This window comes from Pantoea agglomerans NBRC 102470 (assembly GCF_001598475.1).
GTDB classification, from domain to species: Bacteria; Pseudomonadota; Gammaproteobacteria; order Enterobacterales; family Enterobacteriaceae; genus Pantoea; species Pantoea agglomerans.
This window is the reverse complement of sequence record NZ_BCZA01000003.1, coordinates 318,358-338,371: the sequence shown is the minus strand read 5'-3', so window position 1 is coordinate 338,371 and position 20,014 is coordinate 318,358. Positions and strand designations below refer to the sequence as shown.

At 54.3% G+C, this 20,014-nt stretch carries 17 protein-coding genes; 13 read left to right on the top strand and 4 right to left on the bottom strand.

Translation table 11 applies throughout. The features are described from left to right. Nucleotides 1-21: 21 nt before the first annotated feature. Nucleotides 22-600, bottom strand: a complete 579-nt coding sequence (locus PAG01S_RS07795) for a lipoprotein (protein WP_010255406.1) — start codon at nt 598-600, stop codon at nt 22-24. 286 nt (nt 601-886) lie between these two features. On the opposite strand from PAG01S_RS07795, the gene bolA reads away from it, so the two are divergent. The 9 genes from bolA (at nt 887) to PAG01S_RS07750 (ending at nt 11,302) form a co-directional block, all read left to right on the top strand. Then, complete coding sequence (gene bolA, locus PAG01S_RS07790; RefSeq protein ID WP_008924895.1) at nt 887-1,201, top strand: transcriptional regulator BolA; 315 nt, start codon at nt 887-889, stop codon at nt 1,199-1,201. Nucleotides 1,202-1,494: 293 nt separating this feature from the next. Then, a complete protein-coding gene (gene tig / locus PAG01S_RS07785; RefSeq protein ID WP_010255408.1) occupies nt 1,495-2,799 on the top strand; it encodes a trigger factor in 1,305 nt (434 codons plus the stop codon). 336 nt (nt 2,800-3,135) lie between these two features. Then, entirely contained in the window at nt 3,136-3,759 is a 624-nt protein-coding gene (gene clpP, locus PAG01S_RS07780; protein ID WP_010255410.1) for an ATP-dependent Clp endopeptidase proteolytic subunit ClpP, read from the top strand. A 134-nt stretch (nt 3,760-3,893) separates the two neighbouring features. Next, nucleotides 3,894-5,165, top strand: coding sequence for an ATP-dependent protease ATP-binding subunit ClpX (clpX, locus tag PAG01S_RS07775; RefSeq protein ID WP_010671205.1), 1,272 nt, complete (start codon nt 3,894-3,896; stop codon nt 5,163-5,165). 186 nt (nt 5,166-5,351) lie between these two features. Continuing rightward, nucleotides 5,352-7,706 (top strand): endopeptidase La, encoded by a 2,355-nt coding sequence (gene lon / locus PAG01S_RS07770; protein ID WP_010255415.1) that lies wholly within the window; start codon nt 5,352-5,354, stop codon nt 7,704-7,706. A 214-nt stretch (nt 7,707-7,920) separates the two neighbouring features. Next, a complete protein-coding gene (hupB, locus tag PAG01S_RS07765; protein WP_009091701.1) occupies nt 7,921-8,193 on the top strand; it encodes a nucleoid-associated protein HU-beta in 273 nt (90 codons plus the stop codon). Between the two features lie 247 nt (nt 8,194-8,440). Then, nucleotides 8,441-10,309, top strand: coding sequence for a peptidylprolyl isomerase (gene ppiD / locus PAG01S_RS07760; protein ID WP_033779659.1), 1,869 nt, complete (start codon nt 8,441-8,443; stop codon nt 10,307-10,309). Nucleotides 10,310-10,449: 140 nt separating this feature from the next. Continuing rightward, complete coding sequence (locus PAG01S_RS07755; protein WP_010255849.1) at nt 10,450-10,803, top strand: ComEA family DNA-binding protein; 354 nt, start codon at nt 10,450-10,452, stop codon at nt 10,801-10,803. A 100-nt stretch (nt 10,804-10,903) separates the two neighbouring features. Next, complete coding sequence (locus PAG01S_RS07750) at nt 10,904-11,302, top strand: YbgC/FadM family acyl-CoA thioesterase (RefSeq protein WP_010255851.1); 399 nt, start codon at nt 10,904-10,906, stop codon at nt 11,300-11,302. A gap of 50 nt (nt 11,303-11,352) precedes the next feature. Here PAG01S_RS07750 and queC read toward each other — a convergent pair whose 3' ends face one another. Continuing rightward, on the bottom strand, nt 11,353-12,048 hold the full coding sequence (gene queC, locus PAG01S_RS07745; protein WP_031592184.1) for a 7-cyano-7-deazaguanine synthase QueC: 696 nt from the start codon (nt 12,046-12,048) through the stop codon (nt 11,353-11,355). 41 nt (nt 12,049-12,089) lie between these two features. Next, entirely contained in the window at nt 12,090-13,808 is a 1,719-nt protein-coding gene (locus tag PAG01S_RS07740; RefSeq protein ID WP_062758249.1) for an SgrR family transcriptional regulator, read from the bottom strand. 92 nt (nt 13,809-13,900) lie between these two features. On the opposite strand from PAG01S_RS07740, the gene cof reads away from it, so the two are divergent. Beyond that, nucleotides 13,901-14,722, top strand: coding sequence for an HMP-PP phosphatase (gene cof / locus PAG01S_RS07735; RefSeq protein ID WP_062758247.1), 822 nt, complete (start codon nt 13,901-13,903; stop codon nt 14,720-14,722). 34 nt (nt 14,723-14,756) lie between these two features. Here cof and PAG01S_RS07730 read toward each other — a convergent pair whose 3' ends face one another. Further along, nucleotides 14,757-15,791, bottom strand: a complete 1,035-nt coding sequence (locus PAG01S_RS07730; RefSeq protein WP_010255863.1) for a PLP-dependent cysteine synthase family protein — start codon at nt 15,789-15,791, stop codon at nt 14,757-14,759. A gap of 117 nt (nt 15,792-15,908) precedes the next feature. Here PAG01S_RS07730 and PAG01S_RS07725 point away from each other — a divergent pair, with 117 nt between their 5' ends. Genes PAG01S_RS07725 through PAG01S_RS07715 form a run of 3 tightly spaced genes read left to right on the top strand, consistent with a single transcriptional unit; the run spans nt 15,909 to nt 19,932 of the window. Further along, complete coding sequence (locus PAG01S_RS07725) at nt 15,909-16,370, top strand: Lrp/AsnC family transcriptional regulator (RefSeq protein ID WP_031592177.1); 462 nt, start codon at nt 15,909-15,911, stop codon at nt 16,368-16,370. A gap of 24 nt (nt 16,371-16,394) precedes the next feature. Further along, nucleotides 16,395-18,164 carry a SmdA family multidrug ABC transporter permease/ATP-binding protein gene (locus PAG01S_RS07720; protein WP_033756779.1) on the top strand — a complete coding sequence of 590 codons (1,770 nt, stop codon included), beginning with the start codon at nt 16,395-16,397 and terminating at the stop codon, nt 18,162-18,164. Beyond that, entirely contained in the window at nt 18,157-19,932 is a 1,776-nt protein-coding gene (locus tag PAG01S_RS07715) for a SmdB family multidrug efflux ABC transporter permease/ATP-binding protein (protein WP_052272132.1), read from the top strand. The genes PAG01S_RS07720 and PAG01S_RS07715 overlap by 8 nt, the downstream gene beginning before the upstream one ends. The last annotated feature ends 82 nt before the right edge of the window (nt 19,933-20,014 follow it).

The following is a 20,014-nucleotide window of genomic DNA, read 5'->3' as shown; positions in this document are numbered from 1 at the left end:
CAGGGCAGAGGAGAGACTGAATTAACGGGCGTTCTGCTTGATAAAGTCGTTGACGCTGGTGTCCTGAGCCATATCCGCGATCACATCGCTCATAGTGGCGTTCACCGCGTTGGTAATCTTCTGGTTATTGGCGTTGAACGCGCCTTCTACGCTGTAAGTCTGGCGGTAGTTTTTAACCTGTTTGTTGCCGTTTTTCGCTGTTGCGATAATAGAGATGTCCGCTTTGGTGGTGATGCTGTAGCGCACATTGCCCTGAGTGACGTCGGCATAGAGGTTGTTCACCACAATCTGCAGATCGACCGCGCCATTAGGACCAATCATATAGCCGCGTGCTGTCATCTGCTTCTCCAGCACTTCCTGCAGCAGGAAACGCAGGTCGCGCGATGACGTTAAGGTCACTAACTGACCATCACGATTTACTTTTGCCAGCGCCTGATCTTTACGCTGGTCGGCACCGTTGATGCTGACAGTCACGCCCATCAGGCCTGGGTCCTGCTGCGGTAACTGAATTTTAGGCTGGATAGTCAGGGTATTATTGCTGGTTGCACAGCCGGCTAAAATGAACGCAGCCAACAGTGGGAATAACAGTTTTTTCAACATACTTTTTCTCGTTGGTGTCAGGGGGTTGGTTTGCAAAAACTGCGGTCATCATAGCATTGCCCGGCAGTGAAAAAAGCCCTGTTGCCGGGGAAATTGTGTCTGAAACCGTTTTAAGCCTCTTCTCTGACAGGCCGGTTTGCTGTTCGTTTCAGCTGCGTTATTATGCGTGCCGGAAGCGGCCTGACATAAAATGCAATATTTAGCGTCGGCTGACGGGTAAGCGCACTAAAAGCGACTAAGATTGAATGAGATGGGGCACTGCGCTCGCCATTGAGGAGTAATAGCCATGATCCGCGAACAAATAGAAGAAAAGCTGCGTGTGGCGTTTCAGCCAGCTCATCTGGAAGTGCACGACGAAAGTTACCGGCACAATGTTCCTGCCGGATCGGAAAGTCACTTCAAAGTGGTCATCGTGAGCGACTGCTTTGCAGGCCAGCGCTTTCTGGCGCGTCATCGCCTGATTTATGGCGAACTGGCCGCTGAGTTAGCGGGCAGCGTACACGCCTTAGCCCTGCATACTTACACCCTGAAAGAGTGGGAAGGGTTGCAGGATACCGTACTGGCTTCGCCTAACTGTCGTGGTGCCGGAACACTCGCCTGATCTCCCTTCTCTGAAACGGCCTGCGGGCCGTTTTTTCTGTTATTTAGCGAAAAACGCGATCCCTGGCTCAAAAAAGCAGCAAACCTGCTGAAAAGTGGTGAGTTAGCATCCTCGACTCATTCCAGCGATGCCGCTATAATGCTGCGTCTATTTTTCCGGAATGTCTTCGGGACGCTTCTGGTAACAGGGATCAGGTTCTCTTCACGGAAGCCGTCCCGGTTGTTGGATACGGCGCATTTCACTATGTGTGGTGTCTGAAGTTGACCGAGCACGTGATTTTTTGAGGTAACAAGATGCAAGTTTCTGTAGAAACCACTCAGGGCCTGGGCCGTCGCATTACGATTACTGTCGCTGCTGACAGCATCGAAAGCGCTGTAAAAAAAGAACTGGTTGACGTTGCCAGGAAAGTTCGCATCGATGGTTTCCGTAAAGGCAAAGTGCCGATGAACATCGTGGCACAGCGTTACGGCGCTTCTGTCCGTCAGGACGTGCTGGGCGAGCTGATGACGCGCAACTTTGTTGACGCCATCATCAAAGAAAAAATTAATCCGGCTGGCGCACCGAACTACGTGCCAGGCGAATACAAAGAAGGTCAGGATTTCACCTACGCGGTTGAATTCGAAGTCTATCCGGAAGTTGAGCTGAAAGGCCTGGAAAACATCGAAGTCGAAAAACCTGTCGTTGAAGTAACTGATGCTGACGTTGATACCATGCTGGACACTCTGCGCAAGCAGCAGGCCAACTGGATCGAAAGCGACGCTGCAGCAGGTCCGGAAGATCGTGCCACTATCGATTTCAACGGTTCTGTGGACGGTGAAGAGTTCGAAGGCGGCAAAGCCTCTGATTTCGTTCTGGCCATGGGCCAGGGCCGCATGATCCCAGGCTTTGAAGAAGGCGTTGTGGGTCACAAAGCGGGCGAAACTTTCACTATCGACGTGAAATTCCCGGACGACTACCACGCAGAAAACCTGAAAGGGAAAGATGCGAAGTTCGAGATCGTGCTGAAGAAAGTTGAAACGCGCGAACTGCCAGAGCTGACTGAAGAGTTCATCAAACGTTTCGGCGTTGAAGATGGTTCAGTTGCCGGTCTGCGTACTGAAGTACGTAAGAACATGGATCGCGAGCTGAAAGGCGCTATCCGTAATCGCATCAAAACTCAGGCAATCGACGGTCTGGTTGAAGCGAACGAAATCGACGTGCCAGCTGCGCTGGTTGACAGCGAAATCGACGTTCTGCGTCGTCAGGCTGCACAGCGTTTCGGTGGCAACGAACAGCAGGCGCTGGAACTGCCACGCGAACTGTTCGAAGAGCAGGCTAAACGCCGTGTGGTTGTCGGTCTGCTGCTGGGCGAAGTGATTCGTACCCACGAGCTGAAAGCTGACGAAGCACGCGTAAGCACCATGATTGAAGAGATGGCTTCTGCGTATGAAGATCCGCAGGAAGTGATCGAGTTCTACAGCAAGAATAACGAGCTGATGAACAATATGCGCAACGTTGCGCTGGAAGAGCAAGCGGTTGAAGCGGTCCTGGCGAAAGCTAAAGTGACCGAGAAAGAGACCAACTTCCAGGATCTGATGAATCAGACCGCTCAGGCCTGATCACGCATTTAACCGTCTGTGCTAAGCCCGTGACTGCAAAGTCGCGGGCTTTTTTGTGTTTTGCGTCCGGATAGCCACTCTTCGCCGCTATTTGTTTAATAAACAGGCGAATTATTCACGCATCGCTTTTTCCGGGTTAGCGAACAGGGAAAAGATTGTTATGCTTGAAACATGCGTGCAGCATCCCCAGATACAGGGAGTATGCAGAAATAAGAGTGAGGCTGGCTGATTAACCGTCCTGAAGGTGTCGGAAAAAGGCGCGGCGTGGAGTTTCCCGCGCGTCTTACGTAGAATCGGTACAGAATGTTGCCAATGAAATTTATCCAGGAGACGGTAATGTCATACAGTGGCGATCGTGAATATACAGCACCGCACAATGCGCTGGTGCCAATGGTGGTTGAACAAACTTCGCGTGGTGAGCGTTCTTACGACATCTACTCCCGTCTGCTTAAAGAGCGCGTCATTTTTCTGACTGGCCAGGTCGAAGACCACATGGCTAATCTGATTGTGGCGCAGATGCTGTTTCTGGAAGCTGAAAACCCGGAAAAAGATATCTATCTCTACATTAACTCGCCAGGCGGTGTCATCACTGCCGGTATGTCGATCTACGACACCATGAAATTTATCAAACCGGATGTCAGCACTATCTGTATGGGTCAGGCCTGTTCTATGGGCGCTTTCCTGCTGACGGCGGGGACCAAAGGCAAACGTTTCTGTCTGCCAAACTCACGTGTGATGATCCACCAGCCGCTGGGCGGTTATCAGGGTCAGGCGTCAGACATCGAGATCCATGCGCGCGAAATCCTTAAAGTTAAGCAGCGTATGAATGAGCTGATGGCTGAGCACACCGGTAAAACGCTGGAAGAAATTGAGCGTGACACCGAGCGTGACCGTTTCCTCTCTGCAAATGAAGCGGTAGAGTATGGATTAGTCGATTCAATTCTGACGCATCGCCAATAAGACCCGACTTACCGTTGTCCCTGGTCTATAGTTAACAGGACAACGGTACTATTATGGGTTGAATGAATTTCGGCCGTCTCCGCACGGCCTGAGCCGTACGCGGGTATGGCCTGAGAACAAGAAGAGGTTAACTGATGACAGATAAGCGCAAAGACGGTTCAGGAAAGTTGCTGTACTGCTCTTTTTGCGGCAAAAGCCAGCATGAAGTGCGAAAGCTGATTGCCGGGCCGTCAGTGTATATCTGCGATGAGTGTGTTGACCTGTGCAACGACATCATTCGCGAAGAGATTAAGGAAGTTGCCCCGCATCGTGAACGTAGTGCGTTGCCAACCCCACATGAAATTCGCCATCACCTCGATGATTATGTCATCGGTCAGGAAAGAGCGAAGAAAGTGCTGGCGGTTGCGGTTTACAACCACTACAAGCGTCTGCGCAACGGCGATACCAGCAATGGTATCGAGCTGGGCAAAAGCAACATTCTGCTGATTGGCCCGACCGGTAGTGGTAAAACGCTGCTGGCAGAAACGCTGGCACGCCTGCTGGATGTGCCGTTTACCATGGCTGATGCCACCACGCTGACTGAAGCCGGTTACGTGGGTGAAGATGTTGAAAACATCATCCAGAAACTGCTGCAGAAATGCGACTACGACGTACAGAAAGCACAGCGCGGCATCGTTTACATCGATGAAATCGACAAAATCTCACGTAAGTCTGATAACCCGTCGATTACCCGTGACGTGTCAGGCGAAGGCGTACAGCAGGCACTGCTTAAACTGATTGAAGGCACCGTGGCTGCCGTTCCCCCGCAGGGTGGACGTAAGCATCCGCAGCAGGAATTTTTGCAGGTCGATACCTCTAAAATTCTGTTTATCTGCGGCGGCGCATTTGCCGGCCTGGACAAAGTGATTGCCCAGCGTGTTGAAACCGGATCCGGTATCGGCTTCGGCGCGACCGTGAAAGGGAAATCGCAGAAAGCCAGCGAAGGCGAACTGCTTGCGCAGTGTGAACCAGAAGATTTGATCAAATTTGGTCTGATCCCTGAGTTCATCGGTCGTCTGCCTGTTGTTGCGACCCTGAGCGAGCTGAGCGAAGAAGCGCTGATTCAGATTCTGCGTGAGCCGAAGAACGCCCTGACCAAACAGTACCAGGCGCTGTTTAACCTGGAAGGCGTTGAGCTGGAGTTCCGTGACGAGGCGTTAACCGCCATTGCTAAGAAAGCGATGTCACGTAAAACCGGTGCACGTGGTCTGCGTTCAATTGTAGAAGGCGCGTTACTGGAAACGATGTATGACCTGCCTTCCATGGACGACGTGGAAAAAGTAGTGATTGATGAATCAGTTATTGAAGGTCAGTCTGAGCCCATGTTGATCTACGGTAAGCATGAAGCCCAGGCATCTGGCGAATAATTAAACAGATCGTCCATCTTGTCGTAATAAAAAAGGGGAAAATGTTTCCCCTTTTGCTTTTCTCGCCTCTGTGACGTTGAATGTCGGACAATCATCCCCATATACTCAGATACCTGTGGGTTTAACTGCATACCTGCCTGATGCGGTTCCCATCACCTGGCGGACATTAAACAAAGAGAGAGCTCTATGAATCCTGAGCGTTCTGAACGCATTGAAATCCCCGTGTTGCCGCTGCGCGACGTGGTGGTTTATCCGCACATGGTAATTCCGTTGTTTGTTGGCCGGGAAAAATCAATTCGGTGCCTTGAAGCCGCAATGGATCATGATAAAAAAATCATGCTGGTCGCACAGAAAGAGGCTTCAACGGATGAACCTGGCATTAACGATCTCTTCTCAGTAGGGACCGTTGCATCAGTATTACAAATGCTGAAACTGCCGGATGGCACCGTCAAAGTCCTGGTCGAAGGTTTACAGCGCGCCCACATTACGACGCTGGCCGATAACGGTGACCATTTTGTGGCACAAGCTGAATATCTGGTTTCGCCAGAGATTGAAGAGCGCGAGCAGGAAGTGCTGGTGCGCACGGCGATCAATCAGTTTGAAGGCTACATCAAACTCAACAAGAAGATCCCACCCGAGGTTTTAACCTCGCTGAACAACATTGACGATGCGGCCCGCCTTGCCGACACCGTCGCAGCACATATGCCACTGAAGCTGGCAGACAAACAGTCTGTGCTGGAGATGTCCGACGTCAACGAACGTCTGGAATATCTGATGGCGATGATGGAATCTGAAATCGATCTGCTGCAGGTTGAGAAGCGCATTCGCAACCGTGTTAAGAAGCAGATGGAGAAGAGCCAGCGCGAGTACTATCTGAATGAGCAGATGAAGGCGATTCAGAAAGAGCTGGGCGAGATGGACGACGCGCCCGACGAGTACGAAGCGTTAAAACGCAAAATCGACGCGGCAAAAATGCCGGAAGAAGCGCGCGAGAAAGCGGAAGCTGAGCTGCAGAAGCTGAAGATGATGTCCCCGATGTCCGCTGAAGCAACCGTGGTTCGCGGCTATATCGACTGGATGGTGCAGGTTCCGTGGAACGCGCGCAGCAAAGTGAAGAAAGATCTGCGTAAAGCGCAGGAGACGCTGGATACCGACCATTACGGGCTGGAGCGCGTGAAGGATCGTATTCTTGAGTATCTTGCGGTTCAGAGTCGCGTCAGCAAAATCAAAGGGCCGATTTTGTGCCTGGTCGGACCGCCAGGGGTAGGTAAAACCTCTCTCGGTCAGTCGATCGCCAAAGCGACCGGACGCAAATATGTGCGTATGGCGCTGGGTGGCGTGCGTGATGAAGCTGAAATCCGCGGTCACCGTCGTACTTACATCGGCTCTATGCCGGGTAAATTAATCCAGAAAATGGCGAAAGTCGGGGTTAAAAACCCACTGTTCCTGCTGGATGAAATCGACAAAATGTCCTCTGACATGCGCGGCGATCCGGCTTCAGCGCTGCTGGAAGTGCTTGATCCTGAGCAGAACATTGCGTTCAACGACCACTATCTGGAAGTCGACTATGACCTTTCTGATGTGATGTTCGTTGCTACATCGAACTCAATGAACATCCCGGCACCGCTGCTGGACCGTATGGAAGTAATTCGTCTGTCGGGTTACACCGAAGATGAAAAACTGAACATCGCTAAGCAGCATCTGCTGACCAAGCAGATTGAGCGCAATGCCCTGAAAGCCAATGAAATTACGGTTGAAGACAGCGCGATTGTGGGCATTATCCGTTACTACACCCGTGAAGCCGGTGTGCGTAGCCTTGAGCGTGAGCTGTCGAAACTGTGCCGTAAAGCGGTTAAATCGCTGCTGATGGACAAGACGAAAAAGCACATCACTATCAATGGCGAAAACCTCAAGGATTTCCTGGGCGTTCAGCGCTTCGACTACGGTCGTGCGGACAGCGAAAACCGTGTGGGTCAGGTAACGGGTCTGGCGTGGACGGAAGTGGGTGGCGATTTGCTGACTATCGAAACCGCCTGCGTACCAGGTAAAGGCAAGCTGACTTACACCGGTTCTCTGGGTGAAGTGATGCAGGAGTCGATTCAGGCTGCGCTGACCGTGGTGCGTGCGCGTGCCGAGAAGCTGGGCATCAATGGTGACTTCTACGAAAAACGTGATATTCACGTTCACGTACCTGAAGGCGCTACGCCGAAAGATGGTCCAAGTGCCGGTATCGCCATGTGTACTGCGCTGGTCTCCTGTCTGACCGGTAACCCGGTGCGGGCGGATGTGGCGATGACCGGTGAGATCACCCTGCGTGGTCAGGTGCTGCCAATTGGCGGGCTGAAAGAGAAACTGCTGGCAGCGCACCGTGGTGGCATTAAAACCGTGCTGATCCCTGATGACAACAAGCGCGACCTGGAAGAGATTCCACAGAACGTGATTGCCGATCTGGAAATTCATCCGGTGAAACGCATTGAAGAGGTGCTGAATCTGGCACTGGAAAATGCGCCATACGGTATGCAGGTTGTAACAGCAAAATAGTGATTAACGGCAAAAACCGTTAAAAAGCGGAGCTGGCAAGGCAATTGGCGCTTGCCAGCTTTTTTTTGTGCCGTTAATTTAGGTGGCTGCCGACGCGACGTTCTCAGAGAAATTCCGTTGTTTCGGCTCCACAGGCTTGATATAACTTGCTGCGCGTTCGCACCCTGCCGGATGCAGGGTACGATGTGAAATAATAAAAGAGGGGATGAAGAGAGTGAATAAGTCACAATTGATCGACAAAATTGCTGCCGATGCTGATATTTCTAAAGCTGCAGCGGGACGTGTTTTAGATGCATTTATGGGCTCAGTTTCAGATGCGCTGAAAGACGGTGATGAAGTGGCTCTGGTAGGTTTCGGCACATTCTCTGTGCGTGACCGCGCTGCACGTACCGGCCGCAACCCGCAAACCGGTAAAGAGATCACCATCCCGGCCGGTAAAGTACCAGGCTTCCGTGCTGGTAAAGCATTGAAAGACGCTGTCAATTAATAACAACGAATAGATTCATTGACGCATTTTCTTCAGTGGATTAGAGGACGATTAACCCGTTCTCATGTAACATACGGGCACATCAATCAGATGTGCCTTTTTTGTTTTAACCGGTGAGAATCGGGCCGTAAGATGGACCTGGACCGGATTGAGACTGCCAGCTAAGCCAGCAGTTGCGTGAGTCGCCAGCCAATGGCGAATTGCGACCGAGCTTTACATTCACACTACAGCGGAGTGTTGCCATACCATGATGGACAATTTACGCGCGGCGTCGAACCATGTCGTGCTCAAGATTATTTTGGGGCTGATTATCCTCTCCTTTGTGCTGACGGGCGTTGGCAACTATCTGATTGGCGGCAATAACGACTATGCGGCCAAAGTTAACGGCCAGGAGATTAGCCGGGGACAGCTGGAGCAGGCGTTCAACAGCGAGCGCAGTCGTCAGCAGCAGATGCTGGGCGATCAGTTCTCACAGCTGGCCAGCAACGATGGCTACATGCAGCAGATTCGGCAGCAGGCGCTGTCGCAGCTAATCGATCAGGCGCTGCTTGATAGCTACATCAAAGATCTCCACCTCAGCATCAGCGACGATCAGGTGAAGCAGGCTATCTTCAATCAGCAGGCTTTTCAGACCAACGGTAAATTCGACAATGCCAAATATCTGAGTCTGATCAGCAATATGGGCTTCAGCGCCGACCAGTATGCCGAAGCGTTGCGTAAGCAGCTCTCCAATCAACAGCTGATCAATGCCGTGGCTAACACCGACTTCACGCTGAAAGGCGAAGCCAGCAAACTGGTGGACCTGGTTTCACAGCAGCGTGAGATTCGTCAGGCGACGCTGGACGTCAATGCACTGGCGGCGAAGCAGGCCGTTACTGACGACGAAATCAGTCAGTATTATCAGCAGCATAAAACCAGCTTTATGGCACCAGAGCAGTTCCGTGTCAGCTACCTCCTGATGGATGCAGCCAGCATGCAGCAGGATGCCAGCGAGGCCGATATTCAGGCCTGGTACGACCAGCATAAAGCGGACTATTCGCAGCCACAGCGTACGCGCTACAGCGTCATTCAGACCAAAACTGAAGCCGATGCCAATGCGGTCCTGGCGCAGCTGAAAGCGGGTGCCAGCTTCGCTGACGTGGCAAAAGCCAAATCCATTGACCCGATCTCTGCGCGTAAGGGCGGCGATATGGGCTGGCTGGAACCCTCTACGACTCCGGATGAGCTGAAAAATGCCGGTCTGACTGAGAAAGGCCAGATGTCAGGCGTCATCAAATCTTCAGTGGGCTTCCTGGTGGTTCGTCTTGACGATATTCAGCCAGAGCAGGTTAAACCACTGGATGAAGTGCGCAGCGCCATTGCAGCGAAAGTGAAGCAGGAGAAGGGCGTTGATGCCTTCTACAAAGTGCAACAGAAAGTCAGCGAAGCGGCCAGCAATGACAATGAATCACTGGCGGGTGCAGAGCAGGCTTCTGGTCTGAAAGCGAAAGAGACTGGCTGGTTCAGTCAGGATACGCTGCCAGATGAGCTTAACTTTGATGCGGTGAAGCAGGCGATCTTTAATGGCGGTCTGGTCGGGCAAAACGGCGCGCCGGGCAACAACTCCGATATCATCACTGTCGATGGCGACCGTGCCTTTGTGCTGCGTATCAGTGAGCATAAACCGGAAGCGGTAAAACCGCTTGAGCAGGTTAAGGCGCAGATCACTGACACGCTTAAGCATGATAAAGCGACGCAGCAGGCAAAAGCTCAGGCCGATAAACTGCTGACCGATCTCAAAGCCGGTAAGCAGGATGCGCTGACTGCAGCGGGTCTGACGCTGAGCGCCAGCAAGACCGTTGATCGCAATGCGCAGGATCCGGTGGCACAGACTGCCTTTAACCTGCCTCAGCCTGCGGAAAATAAACCTTCCTGGGGTGTCAGCGAAGATATGCAGGGCAATGTGGTACTGGTGGCGGTTGATAAAGTTAAAACCGGCAGCATGCCGCAGGCGCAGATTGACGAAATGGTCAAAGGCGTCACGCAGAATAATGCGCAGCTGGCGTTTGAAGCGTTACTGCAAAACCTGCGTAAAGAGGCCAAAATTAAGTACGGCGCTGCCGCACAAATGCAGTAAGTCTCGCAGAAACTGCGCAACGACTGTAACAATCAAAGGCCGCATTCGCGGCCTTTTCCATTTCTGAAATCCCGCTTTTGAGCCTTGTGTGCAGTAGTGCCACTCTGTCGCTGCTGTTTACACACAAGGAGAAACACAGCATGGCTAAACCTAAACTCGTTGCCTTTTATCTTTCACTCGCGCTGGGCGGCGCACTCTGTCACAGCAGCGTCTCTGCGGCACCTGAACCTGTCAGCGCAGCCGTCACGCAGAGCTCACATCCTGCGTCGAAGCCGGAAGCCGCCGCGCAGCCACAGCAGGAGCAGGTCAGCATCAATGAAGCAACAGCCGAACAGCTCTCTGCCGTTATGAATGGGGTGGGGCTGAAAAAGGCGCAGGCAATTGTGAGCTATCGCGAACAGTACGGACCGTTTAGCGCAATTCAGCAACTTAGTGAAGTGCCGGGCATCGGCAATGCGTTGATAGAGCGAAATGCGGCCCGGCTGAAATTGTGAAGCAGTACACATCTGTGATGCTTAACCCACGATAGAGAGGCGACTCTGCTAAAGTGAACAGGTCCAACCAGTTAATTCACAGCAGCAGGAGAGCATGATCATGCAGACCACCATAAAAGTGCGCGGCTATCATCTGGATGTCTATCAGCACGTCAATAATGCGCGCTATCTTGAGTTTCTGGAGGAGGCGCGCTGGGAATGGCTGGAAGAGGTGGAAGCATTCCACTGGTTGCAGGAACAGAAACTGGCTTTTGTGGTGGTAAACATCAACATCAACTACCGTCGCCCGGCCGTGCTGGGCGACGTACTGACTATCGAAAGTGAGATCACGCAGTTGAATGGCAAAAGCGGCATTATTGCGCAGCGGGTTTTGCTGGCAGGGCAGGAGACCGTGGTGGCGGATGCCGCACTCACTTTTGTCTGTATTGATTTGCGGACTCAGAAGGCGGTTGCGCTGGAAGGGGAGTTGCGTGAGCGACTGATGCGTCTGATGGCATGAGTCGATAAAAAGGCGGCAACCCGGATTCTCTGCCGCCACCTCAGACACTCTTAGTTAAGACCGCTTTTTGCTTTCATTGCCGCCATTACGCCAGCACGATCGTTGAGATAACCCTGCAGGCCATTGGCCCGTAAATGACAGGCTGCACACTCACCACATCCATCACCTTTCACGCCGTTATAGCAGGTCAGCGTCTGCTCGCGTACCAGCGCAAGCTGCTGCCAGTAATCCGCCAGCGCCCAGGTTTCCGCTTTATTGAGCCACATCAGCGGCGTCTCAAAACGAACATCGCGCGCCATGCCCAGCGACACCGCATGGTTCAGCGCTTTGACAAACTCATCGCGACAATCGGGATAGCCGGAGAAATCGGTCTCACAGACGCCAGTGATCACCGCTTCCGCTTCGACCTGATAAGCGTAAACCGAGGCCAGCGTCAGAAAGAGAATATTGCGTCCCGGCACAAACGTACTGGGTAATCCACTGGCCTCGGGATTATAAGCCGGCACCGGAATGTTATCCCGCGTCAGGCTGCTGACGGCGAGTTCGTTCAGCATGGTGACATCCAGCACTTTGTGCGCGCGCGCGCCCAGTTTAATCGCCAGGTCGCGGGCCACATCGATCTCTTCCCGATGGCGTTGTCCATAGTCGAAAGTGACGCAATGAACATCATCATATTGCTCTAAGGCCTGAATCAGGCAGGTAGTGGAGTCTTGTCCACCGCTGAAAACTACAACAGCGCGTTTCATGGTGTTTTCCTGATAATTGATTTTGCGCTTATGGTAATGCCTCAGTCCGCCGCTGAACAGCTGCATGGCAGATCAATGGGCGGCGGGATCCATGCGCGGCTGAAATCGAACCAGCCCAGCGTATTCAGTTCAATCCCTTCAACGCCCGGCGGCGCGTAGATTTGATAGCGATAATTGAACAGTGGCAGCAGGATGCCGCCCGTCATCAGCTGATGATAAAGCTGATGCAGCGTGCGGGCACGGGTTTCGTCGTCAGCAATTTGCTGGATAGCCAGCAGTTGCGCCTGAATCTCTTCGCCCTGCGGCGTGGGCCACAGCGGCCGCCATAGCGGGTCAGTCTGCAACCAGCTGGCCAGCGTAAAGACCGGCGCATCACCAATCAGTCTGTCGCCCATCACGATATCTGCCTCATCAAGCGGGTCGATGCCGTGCCAGTTTTTTACCGGATGAAAAACTACCTTCAGGGTGCAGCCGTGCTGTTTTAATAGTGCAACCAGCGCCTGTGACATCTGATGCAGCTCAACCGGCAACTGATAATGCAGCGTCAGGGTTGCCGGTAAGGGAACCCTGACAGCATCAATCAGCGGCACACTCCAGCCAGGTAACAACTCTTTACTGGGAGTGATGAGTCCCTCATCCAGAGGCAACCGGCTGACAATGCCGCTTTGCTGGATCAGCTGGAAAAGCGTGCACGCCTGATCAGGGGTAAATCCGGCTCGCGGCCGGCAGACCAGATAACAGAAGCCGAGGCTGATACTGCTGCTGACCGGTTGCAGCGTCCTGAGCTCTGTGGCATCGCCTATCGCAATCTGCACCGGATGACGACAGCTGCTGCCGAGAGCGGGATCAAACAGCTGAGGGGTAATCCAGTACTCCACCGCCTGCAGCAGAGGACGCTGCAGATGCCAGCGCGCGTGACTTTCAATCCTCACCAGCTCGGCGCTGAAGTGCCTGAGTTTCCACGGCCCGCTGCCCGTGGCGGGATCGATGGGATGGGGCAGCAGGCACAACAAGTGGGCGAGCCGATGGGGCAGCCAGAAATCAGGGCGTCGCAGTACGAAACGCACCGCAAGCGGATGGGGCGCATCCACGCTGACCACATCGGCCAGCAACACACTGACGCGCGTATCCCGCAACAGCTGGCGGAATTGCGCCACCAGTTGTGCGGCCTGCAGAGGCTCGTCGTTGTGCCACATCAGCTGAGGCCGTAACCAGAATAACCAGCCAGATGACGCCTCGTCATATTGCCAGTGATGCGCCAGATCGCCGACCGGCTCATCCTGCTCAAAGCGGGTCAGACCGGAATAGATCTGGCGAGCCAGGTGCTGCTCGGCCCGACCGGTAATCTGGCGCGGCTCTGTGCTCTCCATCGGACGATAGTAGGGGATGCGCAGAACCGGCGTATCGTTCTGCCACTGTCCACCCATTAATGGCCGCAGCATATTGATCAGCCTTTCCGGCGGCAGATCCAGCAGCTGCAAGGCCTCAGCGGCGTCTCCGGCGTCGAGCTGTTGTTGCAGCAACTGCTGCCGTAATTGTTCAGGTGAGCGCAGAAACACTATCTGTCCCTGTTTGCCACGGCCTGGCTCGCCGCGCCAGCTGAGCCAGCCTGCATGCTGCCACTGTGACAGCAACGTGCGCAGATGACGCTCGCTGCAGATACAGTGGCGGGCCATCTCCGCCACGCAGGTTTGCTGTGGGGCGCCCTGACTCTGATGCCACAGACGCTGGAACTGATTAAGACGGTTAAGCTGGCGCATGTTAAACCCGGAACAGTTTTTTAAAAGTATTCACTATTAGTTCCGCAATTAACAGGCAATAGTGGAGTTCATCTTTCAGCAGGAGGTAAATCATGGTGCGTTTAGCCGCGTTCGATATGGATGGCACATTATTGCTGCCGGATCATCAACTGGGTCAGCAGACGCTGGATAGCCTGCAGGCGTTGCATCTGCGTGGCGTTAATCTGGCGCTGGCGACGGGCCGCCATCTGCTGGAGATGCAGATCTTACGGGAAAAAATGACACTGCCCGCGTGGCTGATTACCGGTAATGGCACTCGTGTACACGACAGGCAGGGCAATCTGATCTTTGCGCGTGATCTGCCTTCTGCGGTCGCCGAAGAGGTGATCCACCGCCGCTGGGATACGCCCGCCACCCTGCATGTTTTCAACGATCAGGGGTGGTTTACCGATCACCCACAGCCTGAACTGCTGGTGGCCCATCAGATCAGCGGATTTGGCTATCAGCTGTGCGATCTTAAAAGGTTGCCCGCGCATCAGGTGACAAAAATCTGCTTTATCGATCAGCATCAGCGCCTCTGTCAGCTAAAAACAGAGCTGGATGCCGCACTGGGCGAGCAGGCTAACATCTGCTTCTCTGCTGTGGACTGTCTGGAGGTGTTACCCGCCAGCTGCAATAAAGGCAGCGCGCTGGCACTGTTATGTGACCATCTGTCGCTGACCATGGCGGAGTGTATGGCGTTTGGTGATGCGATGAACGATCGCGAGATGCTGGCGCAGGCCGGACAGGGTTTTATCATGGGCAATGCGATGGCGCAGCTGAAAGCCGCGCTACCGCATCTGCCGGTATTAGGGCATTGCGAGACACAGGCGGTGTCTCACTATTTAAATCACTGGCTGGCAACACCCGACCTCGCGTATTCCCCCGAATGCTGAGGATTGCCGTGAACCGGCCAGGATGTCCGGTTTTTTATTCCAGCTCGCGCTGCCATGGCGTGATATCGCCAATATGTTTTGCCACCCACTCAGGCTGATAGTAGCTATCGGGATAACGTTCGCCGCTGTCGCACAGCAGTGTCACCAGCGCTCCCTGCTGATTCGCTGCCCGTAGGCGTTTTGCCACCTGCATCATGCCCCAGAAATTGGTGCCGGTAGAGGCGCCAGGCTTGCGTCCCAGAATCTTTTCCAGTTTCAGCATGGCGGCCAGCGTTGCACCATCCGGCACTTTGATCATTTCGTCGATCACGTCAGGCATAAACGACGGCTCCACTCGCGGACGGCCAATTCCTTCGATCATGCTGCCGCGCGCGCTGGTCAGGGTGGCATCACGCTGCTGCCAGTAATCAAAAAACACCGAATGCTGCGGATCAACCACCAGTAGTTTGGTTTCCAGTCCCTGATAACGGATATAGCGGCCCAGCGTGGCTGAGGTGCCGCCGGTGCCCGCACTCATGATTATCGTATGGGGAATCGGATAAGGTTCATGCTCCATCTGACGGAAAATGCTCTCTGCAATATTGTTATTGCCGCGCCAGTCGGTGGCACGTTCAGCATAGGTAAACTGATCCATAAAATGGCCATTGAGCTCCCGCGCCAGCCGTTCAGATTCAGCATAGAGCTGGCAGGGATCTTCAACAAAATGGCACTGTCCGCCATAAAAGGTGATCTGCTCAATTTTACGCTTCGCCGTGCTCGCCGGCATCACCGCAATAAAGGGCAGACCCAGCAGCCTTGCGAAGTACGCCTCAGAAACGGCAGTGCTGCCTGACGAGGCTTCGATAATCGGCGTATCCTGTTTAATCCAGCCGTTGGAGAGGCCGTAGAGGAACAGGGATCGTGCCAGCCGGTGTTTAAGACTGCCACTGGGATGGGTACTTTCATCTTTCAGATAGAACCAGATACCGGGAAAGTCCGCCAGATCGAAACGGATCAAATGGGTCTCAGCCGATCGTTGAAAATCAGCGTTAATTTCGTTGATAGCGTGGCGAATCCAGCAGGTGTGCATCTCAGGCGTCCGGTAAAAAAGTGATGCGGCTATTTTATGGCACGTGCAGGAAAAAGAGATTGCACAATTACCGCTAAAATGGCGGTAATGGAGAAAATGATTCTCCCGGAGCCGCAAATGTTAGATAAAACTGACCTTAAATTGCTCTCACTGCTGCAGCATGACTGCACGCTGTCGCTGCAGGCGCTGGCGGATGCCGTCAACCTCACCACCACACCCTGCTGGAAGCGCCTGAAAAAGCTTGAAGATGATGGCATTATTCGCGCACGGGTGGCGTTGCTGGATGGAGATAAAATCGGACTGTCACTGACGGCGTTTATGTTTGTTAAAACGCAGCAGCACAGCCGCGACTGGTATCAGGCATTTGTCTCGGTGGTGAGCAGCATGCCGGAGGTAATGGCCTTTTACCGTATGGCTGGCGAGTATGATTACCTGCTGCGCATTCAGGTGGCCGACATGAAAAGCTATGATGCTTTCTACAAGCGAGTAGTGAATGGGGTGCCCGGCCTGATTGATGTGACATCCAGCTTCGCCATGGAAGAGATTAAATACACCACGGCTTTACCTGTCGCCCCCTGAGGGCCTGAGATTGAGAGCAGCGTTGTGCGATTATTCAGTCAATTAAGTTGGTATTTTCTGCGGGAGTGGCGGCGCTATCTGGGCGCGGTCCTCCTGCTGATTGTTATTGCTATTCTGCAGCTGCTGCCACCGCATGTGGTCGGGGTGATTGTCGATGGCGTGACGCGTGACAACATGAGCACCAGCCGCATCATGATGTGGATTGGGATCATGCTGGCAACGGCGGTGGTGGTCTATCTGCTGCGCTATGTCTGGCGCGTGCTGCTGTTTGGTGCCTCCTACCAGCTGGCGGTTGAGCTGCGCGAAGATTTCTATCGCCAGCTGAGTCGTCAGCAACCGGCATTTTATCTGCGTCACCGCACCGGCGACCTGATTGCGCGCGCCACCAACGACGTGGATCGGGTGGTGTTTGCTGCCGGAGAAGGGGTTCTGACGCTGGTCGACTCGCTGGTCATGGGCTGCGTGGTGCTGCTGGTAATGAGCACGCAGATCAGCTGGCAGCTGACGCTGCTTGCGCTGGTGCCGATGCCCATTATGGCCATCGTGATCCATCGCTACGGTAATCAACTGCACCATCGCTTTAAGCTGGCACAGGCCGCCTTCTCCAGTCTCAACGATCAGACGCAGGAGAGCCTGACCAGCATCCGGATGATTAAATCCTTTGGCCTTGAACAGCATCAGTCGCAGCAATTTTCCGATATCGCCCGCGATACCGGTGAAAAAAACCTGCGCGTGGCGCGGGTCGATGCCCGTTTCGATCCCACTATCTATATCGCTATCGGCTTCTCAAACCTGCTGGCGATTGGTGGCGGCAGCTGGCTGGTCTGGCATGGAGAGATGACGCTGGGGCAGCTCACCAGCTTTGTGATGTATCTCGGCCTGATGATCTGGCCGATGCTGGCGCTGGCGTGGATGTTTAATATTGTTGAACGCGGCAGCGCCGCCTGGAGCCGCATCGGCGCGCTGCTGGCGGAAGCGCCAGCGGTGGAAGATGGCGATAAGTCACTGCCATCTGAACCAGGCACGCTGCAGGTCGCGATTCGTGCCTTTAACTATCCGGCCAGCGTGGGTCCGGTCTTAAGCGATGTCAGCTTCCAGCTGAAACCCGGCGAGATGCTGGGGCTGTGCGGGCCAACCGGCAGTGGCAAAAGTACGCTGCTTAGCCTGATTCAGCGCCACTTTGATATTCAGCAGGGCGACATCCGTTATCACCAGATCCCGCTGCCGCAGTTGCGGCTGGACAGCTGGCGCAGCCGTCTGGCCGTGGTCAGCCAGACACCGTTCCTGTTCTCAGACAGCGTGGCGAACAATATTGCGCTGGGAAAACCGGGCGCAACCCAGCAGGAGATTGAGCATGCCGCCACGCTGGCCTGCGTTCATGACGATATCCTGCGTTTGCCGCAGGGCTATGAAACGGAAGTCGGGGAGCGCGGTGTGATGCTGTCGGGTGGACAGAAGCAGCGTCTTTCGATTGCCCGGGCGCTGCTGCTGAATGCGGAAATCCTGATTCTGGACGACGCGCTTTCTGCGGTGGATGGCCGTACCGAACACGAAATCCTGCATAACCTGCGCATCTGGGGGCAGGGACGCACGCTGATTATCAGCGCGCACCGCTTATCGGCACTGACGGAAGCCAGTGAAATCCTGGTCCTGCAGCAGGGCAGGGTGGCGCAGCGGGGCGACCACGACGCGCTGACCGGCAGGGCTGGCTGGTATCGGGACATGTACCGTTACCAGCAACTGGAAGCGGCGCTGGATGATGATGAAAATGAGAAAGGAGTGCCGCATGGCTAAGTCTGCACGCTTGTGGCCTACCCTGAAGCGTCTGCTGAGCTACGGTAAGCCGTGGCGCAAATCCCTGTCGCTGGCGGTAGGGATGCTGTGGATCGCTGCCGCGGCGGAAGTGACCGGACCGGTGCTGGTCAGCTATTTTATCGACAACCTGGTGGCGAAACATCAGATGCCCTGGGGAGTGGTCGCCGGACTGGTGGTCAGTTTTATCCTGCTTCAGCTGCTGGCCGCCGGGCTGCACTACTGGCAGGCGCTGTTGTTTAACCGAGCCGCTATCGGCGTGGTACAGCAGTTACGCAGTGACGTGATGAATGCCGCACTCTGTCAGCCGCTGAGTGCCTTTGATACCCAGCCGGTCGGGCAGATTATTTCACGCGTGACTAACGACACCGAAGTCATCCGCGATCTCTACGTCACGGTGGTTTCAACCGTGTTGCGCAGTGCCGCACTGGTCGGCGCCATGATGGTGGCGATGTTCAGCCTTGACTGGCGCATGGCGCTGGTGGCGATGATGATATTCCCGCTGGTACTGGTGGTGATGTTCATCTATCAGCGTTACAGCACGCCCATTGCCCGTCGGGTTCGCAGCTATCTGGCAGACATCAATAATGGCTTCAACGAAGTGATCAGCGGTATGAGCGTGATCCAGCAGTTTCGTCAGCAGGCGCGATTTGGTGAGCGAATGGGCGAAGCGAGCCGCTCTCACTATCTGGCGCGAATGGAAACGCTGCGTCTGGATGGTTTTCTGCTGCGTCCGCTGTTGAGCCTGTTTTCAGCGATGGTGTTGTGTGGGCTGCTGATCCTGTTTAGTTTCTCGATGCCTGGCGTGTTTGAAGTGGGGGTACTCTATGCCTTTATTACCTATCTGGGGCGTCTGAATGAGCCGCTGATTGAGCTGACCACTCAGCAATCGATGCTGCAGCAGGCGGTGGTTTCAGGTGAACGTATTTTCGAACTGATGGATGCCGCACAGCAGCAGTATGGTGCCGATCAGCAACCGCTGGCTTCAGGTCGTATCACCCTGAACAATCTGAGCTTTGCCTACCGTGAAAACCGCGATGTGCTCAGTGATATCAATCTTGAGGTTGCCCCACGCGAGTTTGTAGCGCTGGTGGGACATACCGGCAGCGGTAAAAGCACGCTGGCGAACCTGTTAATGGGTTACTATCCGGTGACGCGTGGCGAGATCCGCATTGATGATCGACCCATTAGTGACCTGAGCCATGCCGTGCTGCGGCGCGGTATCGCGATGGTGCAGCAGGATCCGGTGGTGCTGGCCGATACGCTGCTGGCGAATGTGCGGCTGGGACGCGACATCAGCGAAGAGGCCGTCTGGACGGTGCTGGAACAGGTGCAGCTGGCTCCGCTGGCGCATGCGTTGCCGGAGGGAATTCATACCCGGCTGGGTGAGCAGGGCAATAATCTGTCGGTCGGGCAGAAGCAGCTGCTGGCACTGGCCCGGGTGCTGGTTGATCTGCCGCAGATACTGATCCTCGACGAAGCGACGGCCAATATTGATTCCGGCACCGAGCAGGCCATTCAGCAGACGCTTGAGACGCTGCGCCAGCACAGCACGCTGGTGGTGATTGCTCACCGCCTCTCAACGATTATTGAAGCAGACAAGATTCTGGTGCTGCATCGTGGTCGTGTGGTTGAGCAGGGTACGCATCAGCAACTGCTGGCGATGCAGGGACGTTACTGGCAGATGTATCAGCTGCAGCAGGCAGGTGAAGATCTGGTATCGGGCGTCGCTGTAACAACTGAAGGCTGAGTTGCACCTTTTTTGCGCACCTTTATCAGATTAATCTGTATAAATGCACTCCTTTGACGCCTGAAGCACCAAAGGAGTGCAG